Here is a 21837-nt window from a genome sequence, read left to right on the forward strand (position 1 = left end):
GTACAATTGTAGCAACTTTTGCTATAAGTTTTGCGTAAAAAGAGTGGGTGCCTTCCCGCTCTTTTCTGTTGTTTGTACGGAAATGATAGCTACAAGCCAGAAGCTTCAATCAAATTTCGGGAGGGTAATGATGAGTAAAATTACAGAAGAAGTTGAAAAACTCGTCAGTCCGATAGTGAACGAACTCGAGTTGGAATTAGTAGATGTTGAATTTTTAAAAGAAGGAAAAGATTGGTTTTTAAGAGTTTATGTCGATACACCTGAAGGGAACATCGACATCGAACAGTGTGCGCAAGTGAGCGAGAGATTAAGTGAGGAGTTGGATCGGACGGACCCAATCCCTCAAAATTATTTCCTCGAGGTATCATCGCCGGGTGCTGAACGTCCCTTGAAGAAAGAAGCGGATTTTCAGAAGGCGATCGGCCAATACGTTTTTATAAAAACATATGAACCGATCGACGGGATGAAGGAGTTCGAAGGATACTTATTGTCGTATGGACATGACGCCATTGAAATGGAAATTCGGATTAAAACCCGCAAATTGACCATTTCCATTGATAAGGAAAAAATTGCGTTTGCGCGATTGGCAATTGATTTTTCTGCATAATTGAATATAGGAGTGATTAATTATGAGTAGCGATCTACTCGATGCGTTGACTGCCCTTGAAAAACAGAAGGGCATTTCAAGGGATGTGCTTGTCGAGGCGATTGAGGCAGCACTTGTTACCGCCTACAAACGCAATTTCAATCAGGCGCAAAATGTGCGCGTTGATTTAAACTTGGATAAAGGAACAATGAAAGTTTATTCTCGTAAAGATGTAGTGGAAGAAGTGGAAGATGAAAGGCTGCAAATTGCACTTGAAGATGCTATTGCAATTAACCCGGCCTATGAGGTCGGCGACATTGTTGAAGAAGAGGTTACACCAAGAGACTTTGGCAGAATCGCGGCCCAGACTGCAAAGCAAGTTGTTACACAGCGAGTTCGTGAAGCCGAGCGAGGATTGATTTATAACGAGTACGTCGACCGTGAAGACGATATCGTAAACGGTATTGTTGAACGACTGGATCCAAGAAATTTATATGTCGGTCTCGGTAAGGTTGAAGCTGTACTGCCAATCGGTGAACAAATTAGCAGTGAAACCTATAAGCCACATGATCGCATTAAAGTTTACATTACGAAGGTTGAAAATACGTCCCGGGGACCTCAAGTATTCGTTTCGAGAACACATCCAGGTTTATTGCGCAGGCTGTTTGAAATGGAAGTTCCTGAAATTTATGATGGCGTCGTAGAAATCAAATCGATTGCCCGCGAAGCAGGCGATCGTTCCAAAATATCTGTTTACACGGCAAACGAGGAAGTCGATCCGGTTGGCTCTTGTGTAGGTGCAAGAGGAGCGCGTGTCCAAACGATTTCAAACGAATTAAACGGCGAAAAAATCGATATTGTCGAATGGTCTGAAGATCCAGTTGTTTTTGTAGCAAATGCTTTAAGCCCTTCAAAAGTACTATATGTTGAAGTGAATGAAGAAGAGCGTTCTACAACAGTCGTTGTTCCGGATTATCAGCTTTCCTTAGCAATCGGGAAACGCGGACAGAATGCAAGGCTTGCAGCGAAACTGACCGGCTGGAAAATCGACATTAAGAGCGAAACTGACGCGCGAGAATTAGGCATTTACCCTCCGTCACTCGAAAATGCAGATCATGCATTGTTGTATGAAAACGATGTATATAGCATTGAGGAAGATGGAGACGATAATTATGAGGAAACTCCTTATTTTGAAGAAGATGAAGAACTGAAATCGGAAGAAAATAAGTTGGAAGAATTCGATTTATACTCTGATACAGAAGACAATTGAGCTGAAAGGATGATTGCCCATGACAAGCAAAAAGAAAGTCCCTTTGCGCAAATGTGCGGCAACAGGTGAAATGTTGCCGAAAAAAGACATGATCCGGATCGTCCGCACTAAAGAAGGAGAAGTTTCTGTCGATTTGACTGGAAAAAAATCTGGCCGAGGGACATATGTTTCGAAAACCGAAGCCGCTGTTGAAACAGCAAAGCGCCAAAAATCGATCGAAACCCAATTAGGCGTCTCAGTGCCAAATGAAGTGTACGATGATCTTCTCCACGCAATCCGTCGTGAGGCATTGAAATGAATCATCCACAAGAAATATTCCAATTGTTAGGAATGGCAGCAAGAGCAAGGAAAATCATTACCGGCGAGGATTTGGTAGTGAAAGAAATCCGTTCGGGCAATGCCCGTCTTGTCATAGTTTCTGAAGATGCTTCAAAGAATACGGAAAAGAAATTAAATGATAAATGCAACACATATAACGTTGAGAAGCATGTGTTCGGGAGCAGAGATGCTCTCGGCCATGCAATCGGAAAAGAGTCGCGGGTTGTACTCGCGTTAACGGATAGTGGATTCGCAAAAAAGCTGTCCGGGCTCCTCAACGAATATAACCGGGGGTGGGCTAATGACGAAAATACGTGTACACGAATACGCGAAACAAGCGAATCGGACGAGTAAGGAAGTTATTGAAGAGCTTGGAAAAATGAATGTGAAAGTTACAAACCATATGTCTATGTTGGATACAGACGCTGTCTCAAAATTAAATCAGCGTTTTGGAAAAACTGGTTCGCACAATCAGCAACAGGATCGAAAACCTTCCAATGACAACAAACGCCAAGGAAACGGTCAAGGCGGACAAAGGAATAAACAACAAGGCCAAGGAGGCAATAAAGCTTCACAAGGTCAGCAGCGCCAAAATCATAGCAATGGCAATCGTCCAGCACAAGGCCAACAAGGCGGAAGTAACCGCCCGGCGCAAGGACAGCAAGCTAACAATCGCCCAGCACAGGGCGGCCAACAAAGTGGAGGAAATCGTCCAGCACAAGGTGGACAACAACGAACAGGCCAGGGCGGCGGCAATCGACAAGCTCAAGGTCAACGTCAAGGAAACCGACCGAATGGTGGTGGACGTGGAGGAAGACCACCAGCAAGAGGCATTAACCAAGGGCGTAGAAGACATCGTCCGGCAAATCCAATGCCGAAAGTGGAAAAGCCACTACCAGAAAAAATTACATTTTACGAATCGCTATCCGTCGGAGAACTTGCAAACAAGTTAGGCAAGGAACCATCGGAGATCATTAAAAAACTATTTATGCTTGGTGTCATGGCAACAATTAACCAAGAATTGGATAAAGATGCTATTGAATTGATCTGTGCCGACTATGGAGTTGAAGTCGAAGAGGAAGTTCGCATCGATGTAACAGATCTTGAAATATATTTTGAGGAATCAGAAGAACAAGATGCGGAACTAACGGAACGTCCTCCAGTCGTAACCATTATGGGCCACGTCGACCATGGTAAAACAACATTGTTGGATTCTATCCGTGATACGAAAGTAACGCAAGGCGAAGCAGGGGGCATTACTCAACATATCGGTGCCTATCAAATCGAAGTCGAGGGCAAAAAAATCACTTTCCTTGATACACCGGGACATGCTGCGTTTACAACAATGCGTGCACGTGGAGCAAAGGTTACAGATCTTACAATTTTAGTCGTAGCTGCCGATGACGGGGTCATGCCTCAAACGATCGAAGCGATCAACCATGCAAAAGCAGCAGAAGTGCCGATTATTGTTGCTGTAAACAAAATGGATAAACCGACCGCCAATCCGGACCGTGTCATGCAGGAATTGACTGAACAAGGTCTTGTTGCAGAAGACTGGGGCGGCGATACAATTTTCGTACCTATTTCTGCGTTAAAAGGTGAAGGAATCGACCAGCTGTTGGAAATGGTTCTTTTAGTTGCAGAGGTTGGGGAGTTAAAGGCTAGAAAAGACATCAATGCCCGCGGAACTGTAATCGAAGCGCAACTTGATCGCGGACGCGGTTCTGTTGCGACACTATTAGTGCAAGATGGAACTCTTCGCGTTGGAGATCCGATCGTTGTAGGAAATACGTATGGTAGAGTGCGTGCAATGATTAACGATATCGGTCGCAGAGTAAAAGAGGCTGGTCCATCTACCCCTGTTGAGATTACGGGCTTAAGTGATGTACCGCAAGCCGGAGACCGTTTCGTCGTTTTCGAAGATGAAAAAACAGCACGTCAAATCGGTGAAGCAAGAGCAGGAGAAGCATTACAAGAGCAACGAGTGGAAAAAACACGAGTTACACTTGATAATCTATTCGACCAGATGAAACAAGGGGAAATGAAAGAACTGAACTTGATCGTTAAAGCGGACGTTCAAGGTACGGTCGAGGCTATGGCTGCATCCCTTATGAAAATCGAAGTCGAAGGTGTAAATGTCAAGATCATTCATACAGGAGCAGGCGCAATCAATGAATCCGATATTTCACTTGCAGCTGCATCAAATGCAATTGTCATTGGCTTCAATGTACGTCCTGATGTCAATGCGAAGCGCGCAGCAGAAGAGGAAGGCGTCGATATCCGTCTGCACCGTGTCATCTACAAAGTGATCGAAGAAATCGAATCAGCGATGAAAGGTTTATTGGATCCGGAGTATGAAGAGAAAGTGATTGGCCAAGCAGAAGTCCGCGAAACATTTAAAGTATCGAAAATAGGTACGATTGCAGGTAGCTATGTTACGGACGGGAAAATTACACGCGATTCAGGGGTCCGTGTCATTCGAGACAATATCGTTGTCTTCGAAGGTGAATTGGATACGCTTAAACGATTCAAAGACGATGCAAAAGAAGTTGCAAAAGGCTATGAATGTGGTATAACGATTAAGAACTTCAACGATATTAAAGAAGGCGATATCATTGAGGCATTCGTTATGGAGGAAATTAAACGGGCATGATTGTCTATGCGGAATGCACGTTTTTTATTCCGGATGTCCATTCTCTTAAAGGAAAAAGATCCATACTAAAACGGATGATGGATCGGGTGAAGAACGAATTCAATGTTTCCATTGCTGAAGTAGATCATCAGGACTTATGGCAAAGAGCTACGATTGCGCTCGTTTCAGTCGCCTCTTCTAAGGATGCGGCTGAAGGGGAGACGCGAAGGGCTATCCGATTTTTAGAATCGAATCCTGAATGGGAAATGACAGATATGCTTCTTGATTATTATTGAGACAGAATCGGGGTGACATCCATGTCAATGCGTGCAAACCGTGTCGCTGAACAAATGAAAAAAGAATTAGGCGGCATTATCGGTCAAAAATTAAAAGATCCTCGAATCGGCTTCGTTACGGTAACAGATGTCGAAGTGACAGGGGATTTGCAGCAAGCAACTATATTCATTTCCGTATTGGGCAATGAATCAGAGAAAGAAGCGACATTATCGGGCTTAACGAAAGCGAAGGGTTTTATCCGTTCTGAAATCGGCCAAAGAATCCGCCTTCGTAAAACACCTGAGTTGGAATTCGCATTCGATGATTCAGTTGAATACGGCAATCGAATCGAGTCGCTTCTTCGCCAAGTGCACAAAGAAGAAGATTGATGAAGAGGAAGTCGTAGTCCAATCGGACGTTTCGACTTCCTCTATTTTACATAAGGTAGGAGGAACAATATGGACGGCATTCTTCCTTTGTGGAAACAAAAAGGTATGACTTCACATGATTGCGTTTTTAAACTGAGAAAAATCTTAGGAACGAAAAAAATTGGCCATACCGGTACATTGGATCCGAATGTAGAAGGTGTATTGCCAATTTGTATCGGGCAGGCGACAAAGGTTGCTGAATATATAACGGACGCTGGGAAGGAATATGTAGCGACCGTTTCAATCGGAAAAGCGACTGAAACAGAAGATGCAGACGGAGCAATCATCGCCCAAGATTTTTCAAATAAAAAAATTACGAGAAAAGAAATAGAAAAAGCGCTTATCACTTTAACAGGTGAAATTATTCAAGTGCCTCCAATGTTCTCTGCAGTGAAAGTGAATGGAAAAAGATTGTATGAATATGCAAGAAAAGGAATGGAAATTGAACGACCAAATCGTAAAGTGACAATTCATCGCATTATTTTAGAAGAAGTAGGCGAGTCATTCGAAGGAGAAGAAATTGATTTTCAAATTCGGGTTTCTTGCGGCAAAGGGACTTATATTCGTACATTATCTGTCCAGATTGGGGAGTTATTGGGCTATCCGGCTCACATGAAAAAATTGGTACGCACTGCCTCTGGCAACTTTCGCAAAGAGCAATGCTTAACTTTAGATGAAGTGAAGGAAAAAGTAGAAAATAGTGAGATTGACCACTTTCTGAGGCCATTAGAAGATGCACTAGGCGATTTCCAGTTCATTGATGTAGATGATTCCTTATTTGAAAAAGTTAAAAACGGGCAAGTGCTTCCGCAGCATCCCGCACTGAGAGAAGTTGACATGATTACTTTTACAAAAGGCGATAAAGCGATCGCTCTTTATAAACCCCATCCTTCAAAACCGGGGCTTATGAAGCCAGAAAAGATGTTTCCTAACCGGTCATTTTAGTTTCCGCGTCTGAATAATAGATGCCTCCTGTTCATAAAGTATTTTGCGACAGAGGCAAATGCATGAAGAGAAAGGGAGAATCCAATGGAAATTTACAGATTGCAATATCCCGATCATATGACAGTCGATTCTGCAGGCCCTTTTTCAATGGCTATCGGTTTTTTTGACGGCTTGCATAAAGGTCATCAAACCGTTATTAGAGCAGCCAAAGATAAAGCGGAGGAGCTGAATATGAAATCTGCAGTGATGACTTTCGATCCCCATCCTTCTCATTTATTTGGCGGGGGTAAAAATAAAGTTGGATATATAACGCAGTTTCCCGAGAAAGTACGTGTTTTGCAATCGATAGGCATAGATACGCTATTTGTTGTAAAATTCGATTGGGAGCTTGCATCACTGACGCCCGAAAAGTTCGTAGAGCTATTTATAAAAGGTCTAAATGTCAAACATGTTTCAGCCGGTTTCGATTTTACATTCGGATCCAAAGGCTCAGGTACGATGGAAACGATGAAGAAACTTTCAGATGGTTTTTACGATACAACTACCGTCGAAAAAGTAACAGACGCCGACGATAAAATTTCGTCCACACGTATTCGACAATTGCTTGCTGAAGGAAATGTGGAAGAGACGAAGCGTCTTTTGGGCCGTCCGTTCAGAACGTCAGGCATAGTCGTCCATGGTGAAAAAAGAGGACGTCTGTTAGGCTTTCCGACTGCCAACATTCAAGTAGACGATGAAACCATTCTTCCAGTAAACGGAGTTTATGCTGTTAGAATGATTGTAGATGGCAAAAAATATGATGGTGTTTGCAATGTTGGAGTGAAACCAACTTTCCATGACCCTAAAAAAGCGAAAAAGAGTGTGGAAGTCCATTTAATCGGCTTTGAAGGGGACTTATATGACAAAGAAGCAGCAGTCGAATGGATAGCTTCGATTCGCCAAGAGCAAAAATTCAATTCGGTCGATGATTTAATCAATCAAATTGGCAAAGACAAACAAACCGCTATAAATTTGTTGAGGGTAGAATGATGCTCATTGTTGCATATCCTCAAAGCACATGATATGATGAAGCAGTGAAAAAACACAAACCTTTCCTTGGCAAGCCGAATCACCAACGATTGCTAGGGATTTGGGGATATTTATTTTTTAGGAGGTGAAAAAGGATGGCAATTACTCAAGAGCGTAAACATGAATTGATTAATGAATTCAAAACGCATGAAAACGACACAGGATCTGCTGAAGTACAGATCGCTATCCTTACGGAAGAGATCAACAACTTGAACAATCATCTACGTACGCATAAGAAAGATCACCACTCTCGTCGTGGTCTTTACAAAATGGTCGGTACACGTCGTAGACTTCTTAAGTACCTACGTGAAACTGATGTTCAACGTTACCGTGATCTTATTGCAAAACTCGGCCTTCGCCGTTAATAAGATGTATACGAGGAGCGGGCTTTGCCCGCTCTTTTTAATGTTTGCAATAACCGGTCCATGAATGGTTAACAGTAGCGGCGAAAACCAATCTTTTGCCATTCCACTCATTCAGCGCCGCCTTTTAAAAACTTAAAGATATATTTCGCATAACCTTTGCTTTTTTGATACACTACTAGTTAATACATACTTCATATGCAGTCCATCCGTCGGGTTCACCATCTTTTCGGCCTTTGATAGGATATGGGCTGAATTGTAGTTGTTTGGAATATAGCCGAACCTTGAAAAAGGAGGCTTTGCCGAATTACGTTTATTAGAGAGGAGTACCACAATGACAGAACAGAAAAAGGTGTATACATTTGATTGGGCGGGAAGACCGCTTACAATCGAAACTGGCCAGCTTGCCAAACAAGCAAACGGGGCTGTATTAGTGCGCTATGGTGAAACGACGGTATTATCTACGGCGACCGCCTCGAAAAATCCAAAAGCGCTTGATTTCTTCCCATTGACAGTTAACTATGAGGAACGTCTATATGCGGTAGGAAAAATTCCAGGAGGTTTCATTAAACGTGAAGGCCGTCCATCCGAAAAAGCCGTATTGACAAGCCGTTTGATCGACCGTCCGATTCGCCCATTATTTGCTGACGGATTCCGCAATGATGTACAAGTGATTTCACTTGTGATGTCTGTCGATCAAAACTGCTCTTCTGAAATGGCAGCGATGCTTGGATCGTCGCTTGCATTGTCAATTTCAGATATTCCATTCGAAGGTCCGATTGCTGGAGTTCAAATCGGTAGAATCGATGGTCAATTTATTATCAACCCAACACCTGAACAGCTTGAAGTGAGCGAGTTGGATTTGGTTGTAGCTGGCACAAAAGATGCCATTAATATGGTTGAAGCAGGTGCAAAAGAAGTTGAAGAGGCCACAATGCTGGAAGCAATCATGTTTGGCCACGAACAAATTATTAAGCTCATTGAATTCCAAGAACAAATTGTCGCAGAAGTTGGCAAGGAGAAAATGGAAATTGAATTATTTGAATTGGACAAGGAGCTTTTAGAGGAAATTAAATCTGATTGTGAAGCAGATCTAATTAAAGCAATTCAAACTGAAGAAAAACATGCACGTGAAGATGCAATCAATGCGGTGAAGGAACAAGTCATTGAGAAATATACAAATGACGATACGGATGAAGAGACTGTTAAACAAGTGAAAAGCATATTGGATCACCTAGTAAAAGAAGAAGTCCGCCGATTGATTACCGATGAAAAAATTCGTCCGGATGGCCGTGGCTTGGACGAAATTAGGCCACTCTCTTCTGAAGTAGGAATTTTGCAGCGCACGCATGGATCAGGGCTCTTTACGCGAGGACAAACACAAGCACTTAGCGTATGTACATTAGGCGCCCTTGGCGAAGTTCAAATCATTGATGGCTTAGGCTTGGAAGAATCCAAACGTTTTATGCATCATTATAATTTCCCGAATTTCAGTGTTGGTGAAACTGGACCGATCCGTGGACCTGGCCGCCGCGAAATTGGACACGGTGCTTTAGGAGAACGAGCATTAGAAGCTGTTATTCCTGATGAGAAAGAGTTCCCATACACAATCCGTTTAGTTGCAGAAGTTTTAGAATCCAATGGATCATCGTCACAAGCTTCGATCTGTGCTTCGACAATGGCTATGATGGATGCAGGAATTCCGATCAAGGCACCAGTTGCAGGTATTGCGATGGGTCTTGTAAAACGTGAAGAAAATTATTCAATCCTTTCAGATATCCAAGGAATGGAAGACCATTTAGGCGATATGGACTTCAAAGTTGCCGGTACAGAAAAAGGCATTACAGCATTACAAATGGATATTAAAATCGAAGGTTTGTCGAAGCAAATATTGGAAGAAGCGTTGGCACAGGCGAAAGTCGGCAGAATGAAAATTTTAAACCATATGCTTTCTACAATATCAACACCTCGTGGACAGCTTTCGAAATATGCGCCAAAGATCATTATGATTCGCATTAATCCGGATAAAATCCGTGATGTTATCGGACCAGGCGGAAAAGTGATTAATAAAATCATTGAAGAAACGAATGTTAAAATCGATACGGAACAAGACGGTACGATTTATATTTCTTCCCCGGATTCGGAAATGAACGAGAAGGCGAAGAAAATGATTGAAGACATCGTCCGTGAAGCGAAAGTTGGGGAATACTATTTAGGGAAAGTGAAACGTATTGAAAAATTCGGTGCATTCCTTGAAATCTTCCCTGGCAAAGACGGACTTCTTCATATTTCAGAAATTCAAGAAGAACGTACGAAAGCAGTAGAAGATGTCCTTAAAATGGGTGATGAATTACTTGTGAAAGTTATTGAAATCGACAATCAAGGCCGCGTAAATCTTTCTCGTAAAGTAGTGCTTAAAGAACAAAAAGAAGCGGCGGAAAAAGAAGGAAAGTAATATAGCTTGTATTGGAAAGCCCCTCTTTGCGATTGCGAAGATGGCGGCTTTTTTTAGCTTAATCGCGAAAGTCACTTCTTTTACATGAGTTGCGCTAAACTATTTTTTATTTAATTGAGCGGAATAGGCTGAAAAAAGAAACACTATACTTGATTTGCAAAGCAATGGTTTGCGTAAAGTTCGAACCACTCGATGATCAATTGAATGCTTATTTCAGTGCATGCTCATGATCTATTTGGACAAAGTCGGGGGGAAATTGAAATGATTCATAAATATACTTGTCAAAATGGCGTAAGAGTCGTCTTGGAAAAAATGCCATATGTTCGTTCAGTCGCTATCGGTATATACGTTAAAGCAGGTTCTGTAAATGAAACGGAAGCGGAATGGGGACTATCCCATTTCATCGAACATATGCTATTTAAGGGTACTTCAACACGCAGTGCAAAAATGATTGCTGAGCAATTTGATCGCATGGGCGGTGATTTGAACGCTTATACAGCAAAAGAGATGACCTGTTTTTACACAACGGTATTGGACTATCATGCAGAACAGGCAATCGACATCCTATCGGATATGCTGTTTCATTCCAACTTTGATGAGGTGGAAATAGAAAAAGAGAAATCGGTCATCTTAGAAGAAATTGCGTCGATTGAAGATACCCCTGATGACGATGTAGATGAAAGACTTTGGACACAAATGTATGCAGATCATCCGATTGGAAAGTCTATTGGCGGCACAGCTGAGACAATTGGTTCATTTGACCGTAATTCAATAAAAAATTTCATGGAACGACACTATACACCTGATAAGATTGTTATTTCAATAGCAGGCAATTACGACGATCGTTTGTTAAAGAGGATTGAATCACTTTTTGGTTCAACAGATGCACATCAAAAGCAAAACAATTCAAACGAAGCTGTTCGTATACCGAACTTTCATAGCGGAATTACTTCGAAAAGAAAAGAAATTGAGCAGGCGCATATTAGCATTGGTTATCCAGGTTTGTCAATTAAAGATGAAAAGCTGCACGATCTCATTTTGCTCGATAGCATCGTTGGAGGAACAATGTCATCCAGGCTGTTCCAAGAGATTAGAGAAGACAAGGGGTTAGCTTATACAGTATTCTCTTATTATTCTTCCTACACATCTATCGGTTCCTTCGTCATTTACGCTGGAACGAATCCTGAAAACGTAGATAAAATGATGGAGTCAATCGACCGAATTGTTATGGATACTCAAAGGGATGGCGTGACGGAAGAGGAATTGTCCAACGCAAAAGAACAGTTAAAAGGAAGCTTTATCTTAGGTTTAGAAAGTTCAGAAGCAATAATGCATAGAAATGGAAGAAACGAACTAATTTTAGGAGAACACAAATCAGTTCGTGAAGTCGTGGAACTGATCGACCGGGTGAATCTTGCCGATGTCGGTAAGATGGCTTATGAAATGTTCCGAAAGGATCGGGCGGTTTCTATAATTGCACCGTAAGTATGAACGGCATTATTCCATTGTACTGTACTGTTTCAGACAGTTTTCATTATCTCGATTCATAGAATGGAAAAAACGGTTGAAAGGGGAAAGGGATGCTATTATCCGAAATGGCACTAAAAGAGCTTATCCAAGTGGAAGAAGGGGTTCGATACGGTTTTTTGGCAGACACAGATTTGATTTTCAACCGTAAAACCGGCGAAATTATCGGTTTTGAGGTGAAAAAGAAATTCAGCCGTCTGCCTTTCAGAAACCGCGAGCAGGAGTCTGTTGAATTTATTCCTTGGAGTGAGATTGTGTTGATTGGGGAACATCGTATTTTGTTCGGGAAAACACATAGTTTGGGGGATTTCGATCTTGACGACAATTAAAGGGAACTGGCTATTCATCGGCACAGATCAGCGAATGCTTGAAGGAAACAGCATTATGAACGAAATTGGATACCCTTCTTATCACTACAATGGAGATGAAATGTCAGAGGAACTACAAAAGCTTTTGAAGGAAGTAAAACCAGATCATCTCGTCTTTCCTATACTGCAAATGAACTCACAAATCCCTATAGAATTATTGAACAAGACTGCAAAGCTTTATGTCGGTGTCACCTCGGATGACTGGCTTTCTCCTTATAGGCTGGCAGGTTTTGAAATTTTTCATTACTTAAAAGAAGTTCGATTCATTTGGGAAAATGCACGATTGACAGCAGAAGCATTTATACAGGAATATTTTACGGATACGAAAAGTGCTATCGCAGGGACGCATTTTTATATTGCCGGCTTCGGACGGGTTGGTAAAATGACAGCAGAAGTCCTCACTTCACTTGGCGGATCGGTAACAATTCTTGTTCGATCAGATGAACAATTAGGAGAGGCCGAGGCGTTCCGGTATGGAACGGAGCGTCTTGCTGAAGAACCATTTAGATCAGATGGCATATTAATAAATACGATTCCAGCAAAATGGTTAGAGGTTGAAGAAGGCTCCACATTACGTATATTTGACCTATCATCGGCGCCCGGATGCCTAAAGGACAATTCCCCGGATGAATACTATACAATACATCTCGGATTGCCTGGGAAACACTTTCCTGTCGATGCCGCGAGGGCTTTGACAAAAGCGATTCTGAGGATGAATAGTGGATGAGAGGGGAACTCTATATAAAATGTTACAAGGGAAACGCGTTGGATTAGGCATTACAGCATCCCACTGCACGTATGATCAAATTTTGCCGGTCATCAGTTCGCTGCAAGAAAATGGTGCTACTGTTGTACCGGTCATTACCCATTCCGTTTTGACCGCGGCTACCAGATTTGGAACTGGAGAGGAATGGATTGAAAGAATTGAAAAGGCGACAGGAGAAAAGGTCATTTCGACAATTGTTGGAGCTGAGCCATTCGGCCCTTCCACACCTGTCGATATTATGATCATCGCTCCGATGACCGGAAATTCCATGAGCAAATTTGCGAACGCTGCAACTGACTCGCCTGTTTTAATGGCGGCAAAAGCGACGCTGCGCAATGGCAATCCGGTGTTAATTGGCATATCTACAAACGATGCTTTAGGATTAAACGGAATGAATCTCATGAAGCTTCTAAACACAAAAAATATTTTCTTTATCCCTTTCGGACAGGATGACCCACATAAAAAACCGAACTCATTAATCTCCGATTTTTCCTTAATGGTGCCAGCAGCAGCGGCAGCCCTCAAAAAACAACAACTTCAGCCAATTTTAATTATTCATGAAGCAAAGTAAAAATACAAAGCACAGACTTTTTTTATATGTTATAATTCCTCCAATGAACACTATAGGTTCAATGGAAAAAGTGCATTAACCTTTAAAAAGAATCTGCATAAATTCTTGTTATCATGTATTTTTATCCGCATATGAACCAATTGAAAGGGAGATAGAGATGAAGAAAGAGAATCTAAATGTTGCAATCGTCGGAGCTACAGGAGCTGTAGGAACTAAAATTCTTGAGAAATTAATTGAACGGAATTTTCCTGTAAAGTCAATAAAGATGTTAGCTTCCAAACGCTCAGCTGGCACAGAAATTGTCGCTGGAGGAAAATCATACGTCGTAGAAGAAACTGTGCCGGAGTCGTTTGAAAATGTGGACATTGCTTTCTTCAGTGCAGGGGGAGCTATCTCAAAAATGTTTGCACACGAAGCTGTCAAACGCGGGGCGGTCGTGATTGATAATACGAGTGCTTTCCGAATGGATAAAGATATTCCGCTCGTTGTACCTGAAGTGAATGCACATGTTCTTCAAGAACATGCCGGCATTATTGCTAACCCGAATTGCTCGACCATTCAAATGGTAGCCGCGCTGCAACCTTTAAAAGAAAAATTCGGCATTAGCAGAATTATTGTATCAACTTATCAGGCGGTCTCCGGTGCAGGAGCAGAAGCGATAGAGGAATTGGAAAAGCAGAGCGGACAATTTAACGACCGTGCAAATATTCAAGCGGAACTGCTGCCAAGTGCTTCCGCTGAACGCCATTATCCAATCGCTTTTAACGCAATTCCACAAATTGATCTGTTCGATGAGTCAGGGTTTACACTGGAAGAGTTAAAAATGATGAATGAAACGAAAAAGATTTTCGGTGATGATCAAATGTCTGTTACGGCAACATGTGTCCGTTTACCTGTCGTCACAGGGCATTCCGAGTCAGTTTATGTTGAATTAGAGGAAGAAGGTATAACGGTTGAAGAACTAAAATCCGCAATGGAAAATGCCAAGGGAGTAATAGTTCAAGATGACCCGTCAAGCCAATCGTATCCAATGCCATTATATGCCGAAGGGAAAGATGAAGTTTTCGTCGGCCGGATTCGAAAAGATCCACAACAGAATAAAGGGTTCCATATGTGGATCGTATCCGATAATTTATTAAAGGGCGCTGCTTTGAACTCAGTGCAAATCGCGGAGCAATTGGTCCAATCGTAAAAAAGAGCTTGGTTGCATGAGGTCGAATAGGCGTGCGCCTTCACTACATTGAAAAGGAATGGTCAGATTGGAACTTGGGCAAATAGGTACAGCTATGGTCACGCCTTTTTCAGAAGAAGGTAGCATCGACCGAGACTTATTAGAGAAGCTGATTGAACATTTAATCGGTAGTGGAACAGATTCACTTATCGTTTGTGGAACTACAGGTGAATCACCTACGTTAAATCATGCCGAAAAGGCGGTTTTGTTTGCATCCGCGATTGAAATCGTCAATGGCCGTATTCCGGTAATTGCAGGAACTGGAACATTTAATACGGCAGAAACGATAAAATTAACGAAAACTGCCGAATCACTTGGAGCGGACGGCATTATGCTAGTGACGCCGTATTACAATAAGCCAGACCAAAAAGGAATGTATGCTCATTTCTCACATATAGCAAAGGAAACGGAACTTCCGTTGCTCCTTTATAACATACCTGGAAGATCGGCAGTCAATATGCTTCCCGAAACGGTCATTGCACTTTCTAAATTGAAAAATATTCGGGCTGTGAAAGAAGCAAGCGGCAGTCTTGATCAGATGGCAGAAATTATTACGAAAACGGATAGTGGTTTTAAAGTATATAGTGGGGATGATGCTTTGACATTACCATTGCTTTCCATTGGAGGAGAAGGTGTCATTTCTGTAGCTTCCCATGTAGTTGGCAATGAAATGCAACAAATGATCAATGCTTTTAAAAGCGGAAATACGAAGGAAGCAGCTAAGATTCATCGAATATTGCTGCCGTTGTTTCATGCCGTCTTTTCTGCCCCTAATCCTATACCGATCAAATATGCACTTCAAAAAATCGGTATCGAAACTGGAGGTGTCCGACTCCCTTTAATGTCTAATGGAGAAGGGGCAGCTGAATTTGATCAAGTTTGGGATGCTTTTCAAAAACAAATGAAGTTGGAGCATTAATAATGGCCGATAAACTTTAACGGATTCGGTTGATGGGAAAAAGCCCCAGTAAACGACTGAATGAGCGTATGATTAGCAAACGAATTGACAGTTTATATAAAAATGCCCAGGCTTTTAGGCCTGAGCATTTTTATTATTCAGCATTAGGTTGCAGTAGGAAATAAAGCTATAATCCATACGATTAAAATGAATGAAGCAGTCAACCAAAAAGTATTAGCAACAGTTGGCTGTTCATTTTTAATTTTCTTAATCACTTCAACAAGGTTAAGACAAAAAATAATACCCAAGATAGGCATACCCAAAAGAACCTATATACGCAAGTATAAAATAAATGACATCCAATGAATATCTCCTTCCGACAGGAATCAGTCATTCCATCAAACTGGCTGGGTTTGTTGAATTAGCCGTCCTCTTGTATCTTTATTTTAACACAATATCATTTGCTCTCAGCATTGTATTTAGTAATTCCAAAACACTCTTACAACCTCAAAATAACAAACCCATAACATCGCAAAAGCTATGAGCTGTTGTTAATTGTAATTCTATTCTATTGTTATTTTCTACAAAAATTGTTTTTAAAATTAGTATAACAACAAAAATGGGAAGGCAATCCAAATGTGAATTGTGTCCCTATTTGCTATGCAATTTATCGTTTTCTCCCCGTGTATCGAACCCGGTAGGTAAACTTGCCGCTTTTTTTGTTTGTATAGAACGGGTAATCTCCCGTATAATGAATCATAGTGTTGTGGACGGGAATTCATAATGGAAAGAAAATAATTGATTGTTAAAAAGACAAAAATAGTACAAACTGCATTCACACTCATCTCGACACGTGCAGGGTGGGAGATTTGTGTTGAATAAACAGAATTGAAATAGTAAAGGCGATGATGAAAAATAGATCGGTTATCGCCATTCTTTACGTATGCATACATAGACCGTTACTATATTCAACACGAGTCTTCTTGAACAAAGTATAGGAGGAAACAATGTGACAAAAACAAAAAACGAACTGATTAAAGTAATCCCATTAGGCGGGGTAGGAGAGATCGGAAAGGCAATGTATGTCATCGAGATTGACGATGAAATGTTTATTGTCGATGCCGGTCTTATGTTTCCCGAAGGAGAGATGTTAGGGATTGACATCGTTATACCGGATATGACGTATATCGAAGAAAATAAAGACCGTGTAAAAGGAATCTTTTTGACGCATGGTCACGAAGATGCAATTGGCGCAATTGCCTACTTACTGCAAAAAGTGCAAGCGCCCGTATATGGTTCGAAATTGACATTAGCGTTAGCAAAAGAACATTTGAAAGCGATGCCTGCCCCTTCAAATGTGAAATTTTTTGAAGTTACGAATAAAAGCAGGATGAATTTTAAACGTACGCATGTGACGTTTTTCCATACGACACATAGCATTCCGGACTCGTTAGGAATTGTGTTCCATACGAGCGAAGGAGCAATTGTCCATACTGGTGAATTTAAATTTGACCAATCTGCTAAAGGAAAGTACCGCCCTGATTTGGCCAAAATGGCTGCCTTAGGAGAGGAAGGCGTTTTCCTCCTTCTTTCTGATTCAACAGAAGCAGAACGACCTGGATATACCACTTCTGAATCTGTCATCGAAAAACAGCTATCGAAAACTTTCTATAGCGCTGAAGGTAGAATCCTTGTTGCACTGTATGCATCAAACTTCATACGTATTCAACAAGTGTTTGATAAAGCAAAAGAAACGAACAAGAAAGTTGCTGTCGTCGGAAAAAGTCTAGAAAGCTATTTTGAAGTTGGAATGCGATTAGGCTATTTGGAAGTTGACGAAGAGATGGTTATACCTGTTAAACAAATTGGGAAATATCAAGATGAAGAAATTGTTATTATCGTTACAGGCAATAAAGGCGAGCCTCTTGATGCACTTGAAAAGATCGTCGATAAATTCCATAAAGATATTCAAATCAAAGAAACGGATACTGTTTTAATTACATTTACGCCGTCTCCAGGTATGGAAGTATCCATGTACCAAGTTGCGAACGAACTTGCAAAAGCGGGAGCGAATGTCATGACTTCATCGCGTAATGTGCATGTATCAGGACATGGCAGCCAAGAGGATCTTAAGCTAATGCTCAACCTGATGAAGCCTGACTATTTTATTCCGATTCAAGGGGAATATAAAATGCTGATCGCTCATTCTAAGGTGGCACAGCAAATAGGATTGCATAAATCCCAGATTTTCATCGCGGACAAAGGCGACATTGTTGAATATAAAAATAATAAGATGAGAATGAGTGGCCGGGTACAGGCAGGTAATGTGTTGATCGATGGAATTGGTGTCGGTGACGTTGGCAATATCGTATTGCGCGACCGGAAACTGCTCTCCCAAGATGGCATATTCACTGTCGTCATTACGCTAAGCCGTAAGCAAAAACGAATTGCAGCAGGTCCGGAAATTGTCTCCAGAGGTTTTGTCTACGTAAGAGAATCAGAGGAGCTTTTGGATGAATCCAAAAAGTTAGTCCGAAAGATTGTCGAGAAACATGTGAATAAAGATACGTTTGAATGGACAAACATAAAGCAAGAGATCAGAGACACACTCAGCTCCTATCTATTCCAACAAACAAAAAGAAGACCAATGATCATCCCGATTATTATGGAATATTAAAAACAAGAGCGGAGAACGCCGTTAAGCCTCGACAGGCGCTGGAAGGCTTGAACATAGAGGGGTTGCCGCCCGGAGTCTGGATGAAACAAAAGCGGAGGGGGCGTTTAGCTCCGACAGGCGTTGGCCGACTAAGAGCGCCGCGTCCTGCGGCAACGTCGGCACTAATACGTCCTGTATGTCGGAAGATAGGAAACTAAGGCGCTTTTTGCCTTAGCTTCCTATTTGAAACGACCCAAGGAGCTGCCCCTTGGAGTCTGGATGAAACAAGAGTGGAGAACGCCGTTAAGCCTCGACAGGCGCTGGAAGGCTTGAACATAAGGCGCTTTTTGCCTTATGTTTCAAGACTGAAGCGACCCGAGAGGCTGGCGTTCGGAGTCTGGATGAAACAAAAGCGGAGAGGGGCGTTTAGCTCCGACAGGCGTTGGCCGACTAAGAGCGCCGCGTCCTGCGGCAACGTCGGCACTAATACGTCCTGTATGTCGGAAGATAGGAAACTAAGGCGCTTTTTGCCTTAGCTTCCTATCTGAAACGACCCAAGGAGCTGCCCCTCGGAGTCTGGATGAAACAAAAGCGGAGAACGCCGTTAAGCCTCGACAGGCGCTGGAAGGCTTGAACATAAGGCGCTTTTTGCCTTATGAAAGGAAGGCAGTCTAAAATCGTCGCGTCCTGCGACAACGACTGCATGACCTGCATCGTGCAGGCCCAAGCGACCCGAACAGTTGCCTCCTGTAGCTGGATGACCCCAAAATCGGAAGGCGGCGGTTAGTTGCGACAGGAGCAGGCGACTAAAACCACCGCGTCCCGCGGCAACGACTGCATGACCTGCTTCGTGTACGCCTAAGTGATTCAATCGTCTGGCCTGTGGAGGATGGAAGCAACAAACGTAAAACATGAGAAAAGGATTTCCATGCCGACCGAACGGCGGGAAATCCTTTTTCTGAAAGGAGGAGAAAACATGTCGAAAAAAACGAAGAAGAAAAAGAAGAAGGTAGCCGCTAAAAAGAAAAAGGATATAGGGGTTTCCCCGCTCGTTTATGAAGTTGGCGGTTTAACGATGATTGGTTTAGCAATTATTATCATTTTTGAATTTGGCATCGTCGGTAGAGGTCTTTCTTCTTTTGCTAGACTATTATTAGGTAATTGGCATGGAGCGATCGCTTTTTTATTAATCGTACAGGCATTGCTATTCATGGTGAAACGGAAAGCGATTGGATGGACGAACAGAATTGTAGGAGGCAGTTTGTTTATACTCGCAAGTCTACTTCTTTTCAGCCATATTTATTTATTCAAAGAGCTTTATGAAAGTAAAGTGCTCATGTCGAATTCATCGTTTAAGGAAACGTGGAAAGTGTTAGTGACAAATGGAGGCATCGCGAATAGGAATAGTACATTAGGTGGCGGAATGGTAGGCGCCTTGCTATTTGCTCTCTTCCATTCTTTATTCGATTCAGCTGGCGCGACTGTCGCTGGTGTTCTTTTGCTATTAATTGGAATCGTATTGTTAACTGGAAAAGCGTTCGTACCATACATTTTAGAATATTATCCTAAAGCTGTTGAATCAATGAAAGGATTGATCAGCAAAAAAGAACCGAAAAAAGCCCCTATTAAAAGCAATCATAAAATGTCGAGATCTAATCGTTCTAAGCTGAAAGCATCGGAACAACAAGAAGAGCAACCTGTCATGGTAGAAGATCATGAAGAGGTGATTTCACAACCGATCATTTCTGCATTCAATGAGCAAATTGAAAAAAAGTCATCGGATGAACAAGCGGCAGTTGCTGAAACCGAATTTGCGAAGGAAGAAGTAGAAGAGAAGGCGAATCCTGAGTATACAGGAGTTTCAGGAGAAGAAGAAAATACTTCATACGTATTGCCTCCCGCATCATTGCTGCGTGATACGCCGGCAAATGATCAGTCTGCAGAATATGATTCAATACAAGCGAATGCACAAAAGTTAGAAAGGACTTTTTTAAGCTTTGGTGTTAAGGCAAGAGTGACACAAGTCCACTTAGGGCCAGCAGTTACAAAATATGAAGTACTTCCCGATACTGGTGTTAAGGTGAGTAGGATCGTCAGCTTGTCCGACGATATTGCATTAGCTTTAGCTGCAAGTGATATTCGGATCGAAGCGCCGATACCTGGTAAATCTGCAGTAGGAATTGAAGTACCGAATCATTCGGTAGCAGTAGTCAGTCTAAGAGAAGTAATTGAAGCGAAAGAAAATAATAAGCCGAATTCGAAATTAATGATTGCCCTTGGAAGAGATGTCACTGGGAAAGCGATGATGGCAGAATTAAATAAAATGCCGCACGTTTTAGTAGCAGGATCGACTGGAAGCGGGAAAAGTGTGTGCATAAATGGCATCATCGTCAGTATTTTATTGAGAGCGAAACCGCATGAAGTAAAAATGATGATGATCGATCCGAAAATGGTAGAGCTCAATGTGTACAATGGAGTTCCGCATTTATTGGCCCCTGTTGTGACTGACCCGAGAAAGGCGTCGCAGGCGCTAAAAAAAGTAGTAGCCGAAATGGAACGGCGATATGAACTTTTCTCCCATACGGGAACCCGCAATATAGAAGGGTATAACGATCATATTGAACAGTGGAATGAAGAAAATGATGAAAAACATCCACGCATGCCATACATCGTAGTGATCGTCGATGAGCTTGCTGATTTAATGATGGTTGCTTCAAGCGATGTTGAGGATTCCATTACTCGGTTGGCTCAAATGGCGAGAGCCGCAGGAATTCATTTAATAATTGCAACGCAAAGACCGAGCGTAGATGTAATTACAGGTATTATTAAAGCGAATATACCTTCAAGGATTGCATTCGCAGTTTCATCGGCGGTAGATTCACGCACGATTTTGGATGGCTCGGGTGCTGAAAAACTATTAGGAAGAGGGGATATGCTCTTTTTACCTGCAGGTGCTTCGAAGCCGGTAAGGATTCAAGGTGCGTTTGTTTCGGACAACGAAGTTGAGGCAGTAGTAGATTTTGTAATTGAACAGCAGAAGGCACAATACCAAGAAGAAATGATTCCTTCTGAAGTTGAAGATGCGCCGGCATATGAAGAAACGGATGAATTGTATGATGATGCGGTCCAATTAGTGTTGGAAATGCAGACAGCTTCAGTCTCTATGCTTCAGCGAAGATTTAGGATCGGCTATTCAAGAGCAGCGCGCATCGTCGACCAGATGGAGGCAAGGGGAGTTGTTGGGCCGCCTGAAGGTAGTAAGCCGAGACAGGTATTATTAACCAGGGAAGAAGCCGAAAACTCAATAAGAGCGTGACGAAAATCGCACATTTTTTATTTTGATTTGTCTGATTTGAAATTACGCTATTTATTTTGCAGGATGAAGATGATATAGTATGGATGATTAGTAGTAATGTTACACATCAGATGTCCAACATCTGGAATATGATTCAGTAAAAAATGAGAAGTTTTAAATCAGTA

The 21837-nt window shown here is 42.0% G+C and carries 19 protein-coding genes; all 19 read left to right on the top strand.

The window, feature by feature from the left end:
- The first annotated feature begins 130 nt into the window (after positions 1 to 130).
- The 19 genes from rimP (at position 131) to WFH04_RS02735 (ending at position 21673) form a co-directional block, all read left to right on the top strand.
- Positions 131 to 607: a ribosome maturation factor RimP gene (rimP, locus tag WFH04_RS02645; protein WP_336822506.1), complete on the top strand. Its 477-nt coding sequence runs from the start codon at positions 131 to 133 to the stop codon at positions 605 to 607.
- 22 nt (positions 608 to 629) lie between these two features.
- On the top strand, positions 630 to 1856 hold the full coding sequence (gene nusA / locus WFH04_RS02650) for a transcription termination factor NusA (protein ID WP_336822507.1): 1227 nt from the start codon (positions 630 to 632) through the stop codon (positions 1854 to 1856).
- A 19-nt stretch (positions 1857 to 1875) separates the two neighbouring features.
- Positions 1876 to 2154 (top strand): RNase P modulator RnpM, encoded by a 279-nt coding sequence (gene rnpM, locus WFH04_RS02655; RefSeq protein WP_336822508.1) that lies wholly within the window; start codon positions 1876 to 1878, stop codon positions 2152 to 2154.
- Positions 2151 to 2528, top strand: a complete 378-nt coding sequence (locus WFH04_RS02660; RefSeq protein WP_336822509.1) for a YlxQ family RNA-binding protein — start codon at positions 2151 to 2153, stop codon at positions 2526 to 2528. Before rnpM ends, WFH04_RS02660 begins: the two co-directional genes overlap by 4 nt.
- Positions 2476 to 4827 carry a translation initiation factor IF-2 gene (gene infB, locus WFH04_RS02665; protein ID WP_336822510.1) on the top strand — a complete coding sequence of 784 codons (2352 nt, stop codon included), beginning with the start codon at positions 2476 to 2478 and terminating at the stop codon, positions 4825 to 4827. The genes WFH04_RS02660 and infB overlap by 53 nt, the downstream gene beginning before the upstream one ends.
- Complete coding sequence (locus tag WFH04_RS02670; RefSeq protein ID WP_336822511.1) at positions 4824 to 5102, top strand: DUF503 domain-containing protein; 279 nt, start codon at positions 4824 to 4826, stop codon at positions 5100 to 5102. The genes infB and WFH04_RS02670 overlap by 4 nt, the downstream gene beginning before the upstream one ends.
- Before the next feature lie 21 nt (positions 5103 to 5123).
- Positions 5124 to 5471 (top strand): 30S ribosome-binding factor RbfA, encoded by a 348-nt coding sequence (gene rbfA / locus WFH04_RS02675; protein WP_336822512.1) that lies wholly within the window; start codon positions 5124 to 5126, stop codon positions 5469 to 5471.
- A 69-nt stretch (positions 5472 to 5540) separates the two neighbouring features.
- Complete coding sequence (gene truB / locus WFH04_RS02680) at positions 5541 to 6455, top strand: tRNA pseudouridine(55) synthase TruB (protein ID WP_336822513.1); 915 nt, start codon at positions 5541 to 5543, stop codon at positions 6453 to 6455.
- An 84-nt stretch (positions 6456 to 6539) separates the two neighbouring features.
- Positions 6540 to 7484, top strand: coding sequence for a riboflavin biosynthesis protein RibF (ribF, locus tag WFH04_RS02685; protein ID WP_336822514.1), 945 nt, complete (start codon positions 6540 to 6542; stop codon positions 7482 to 7484).
- 134 nt (positions 7485 to 7618) lie between these two features.
- Entirely contained in the window at positions 7619 to 7888 is a 270-nt protein-coding gene (gene rpsO, locus WFH04_RS02690) for a 30S ribosomal protein S15 (protein ID WP_239429857.1), read from the top strand.
- Positions 7889 to 8219: 331 nt separating this feature from the next.
- On the top strand, positions 8220 to 10340 hold the full coding sequence (gene pnp / locus WFH04_RS02695; RefSeq protein WP_336822515.1) for a polyribonucleotide nucleotidyltransferase: 2121 nt from the start codon (positions 8220 to 8222) through the stop codon (positions 10338 to 10340).
- A 261-nt stretch (positions 10341 to 10601) separates the two neighbouring features.
- Positions 10602 to 11825 (top strand): M16 family metallopeptidase, encoded by a 1224-nt coding sequence (locus WFH04_RS02700; RefSeq protein WP_336822516.1) that lies wholly within the window; start codon positions 10602 to 10604, stop codon positions 11823 to 11825.
- Between the two features lie 95 nt (positions 11826 to 11920).
- Positions 11921 to 12196 (top strand): YlmC/YmxH family sporulation protein, encoded by a 276-nt coding sequence (locus WFH04_RS02705; protein WP_336822517.1) that lies wholly within the window; start codon positions 11921 to 11923, stop codon positions 12194 to 12196.
- Positions 12183 to 12962 carry a dipicolinate synthase subunit A gene (locus WFH04_RS02710; RefSeq protein ID WP_336822518.1) on the top strand — a complete coding sequence of 260 codons (780 nt, stop codon included), beginning with the start codon at positions 12183 to 12185 and terminating at the stop codon, positions 12960 to 12962. The genes WFH04_RS02705 and WFH04_RS02710 overlap by 14 nt, the downstream gene beginning before the upstream one ends.
- A 19-nt stretch (positions 12963 to 12981) precedes the next feature.
- Entirely contained in the window at positions 12982 to 13572 is a 591-nt protein-coding gene (locus WFH04_RS02715) for a dipicolinate synthase subunit B (RefSeq protein ID WP_336822519.1), read from the top strand.
- 157 nt (positions 13573 to 13729) lie between these two features.
- The gene (locus tag WFH04_RS02720; RefSeq protein ID WP_336822520.1) at positions 13730 to 14764 is read left to right on the top strand and encodes an aspartate-semialdehyde dehydrogenase; all 1035 of its coding nucleotides are present in this window, start codon (positions 13730 to 13732) and stop codon (positions 14762 to 14764) included.
- 67 nt (positions 14765 to 14831) lie between these two features.
- On the top strand, positions 14832 to 15722 hold the full coding sequence (gene dapA, locus WFH04_RS02725) for a 4-hydroxy-tetrahydrodipicolinate synthase (RefSeq protein WP_336822521.1): 891 nt from the start codon (positions 14832 to 14834) through the stop codon (positions 15720 to 15722).
- Between the two features lie 988 nt (positions 15723 to 16710).
- Positions 16711 to 18378, top strand: coding sequence for a ribonuclease J (locus WFH04_RS02730; RefSeq protein WP_336822522.1), 1668 nt, complete (start codon positions 16711 to 16713; stop codon positions 18376 to 18378).
- A 955-nt stretch (positions 18379 to 19333) separates the two neighbouring features.
- A complete protein-coding gene (locus WFH04_RS02735; protein ID WP_336822523.1) occupies positions 19334 to 21673 on the top strand; it encodes a DNA translocase FtsK in 2340 nt (779 codons plus the stop codon).
- Positions 21674 to 21837: the final 164 nt, after the last annotated feature.

It is taken from the genome of Sporosarcina sp. USHLN248 (assembly GCF_037144575.1).
In the GTDB taxonomy this organism is placed as follows: domain Bacteria; phylum Bacillota; class Bacilli; order Bacillales_A; family Planococcaceae; genus Sporosarcina; species Sporosarcina contaminans.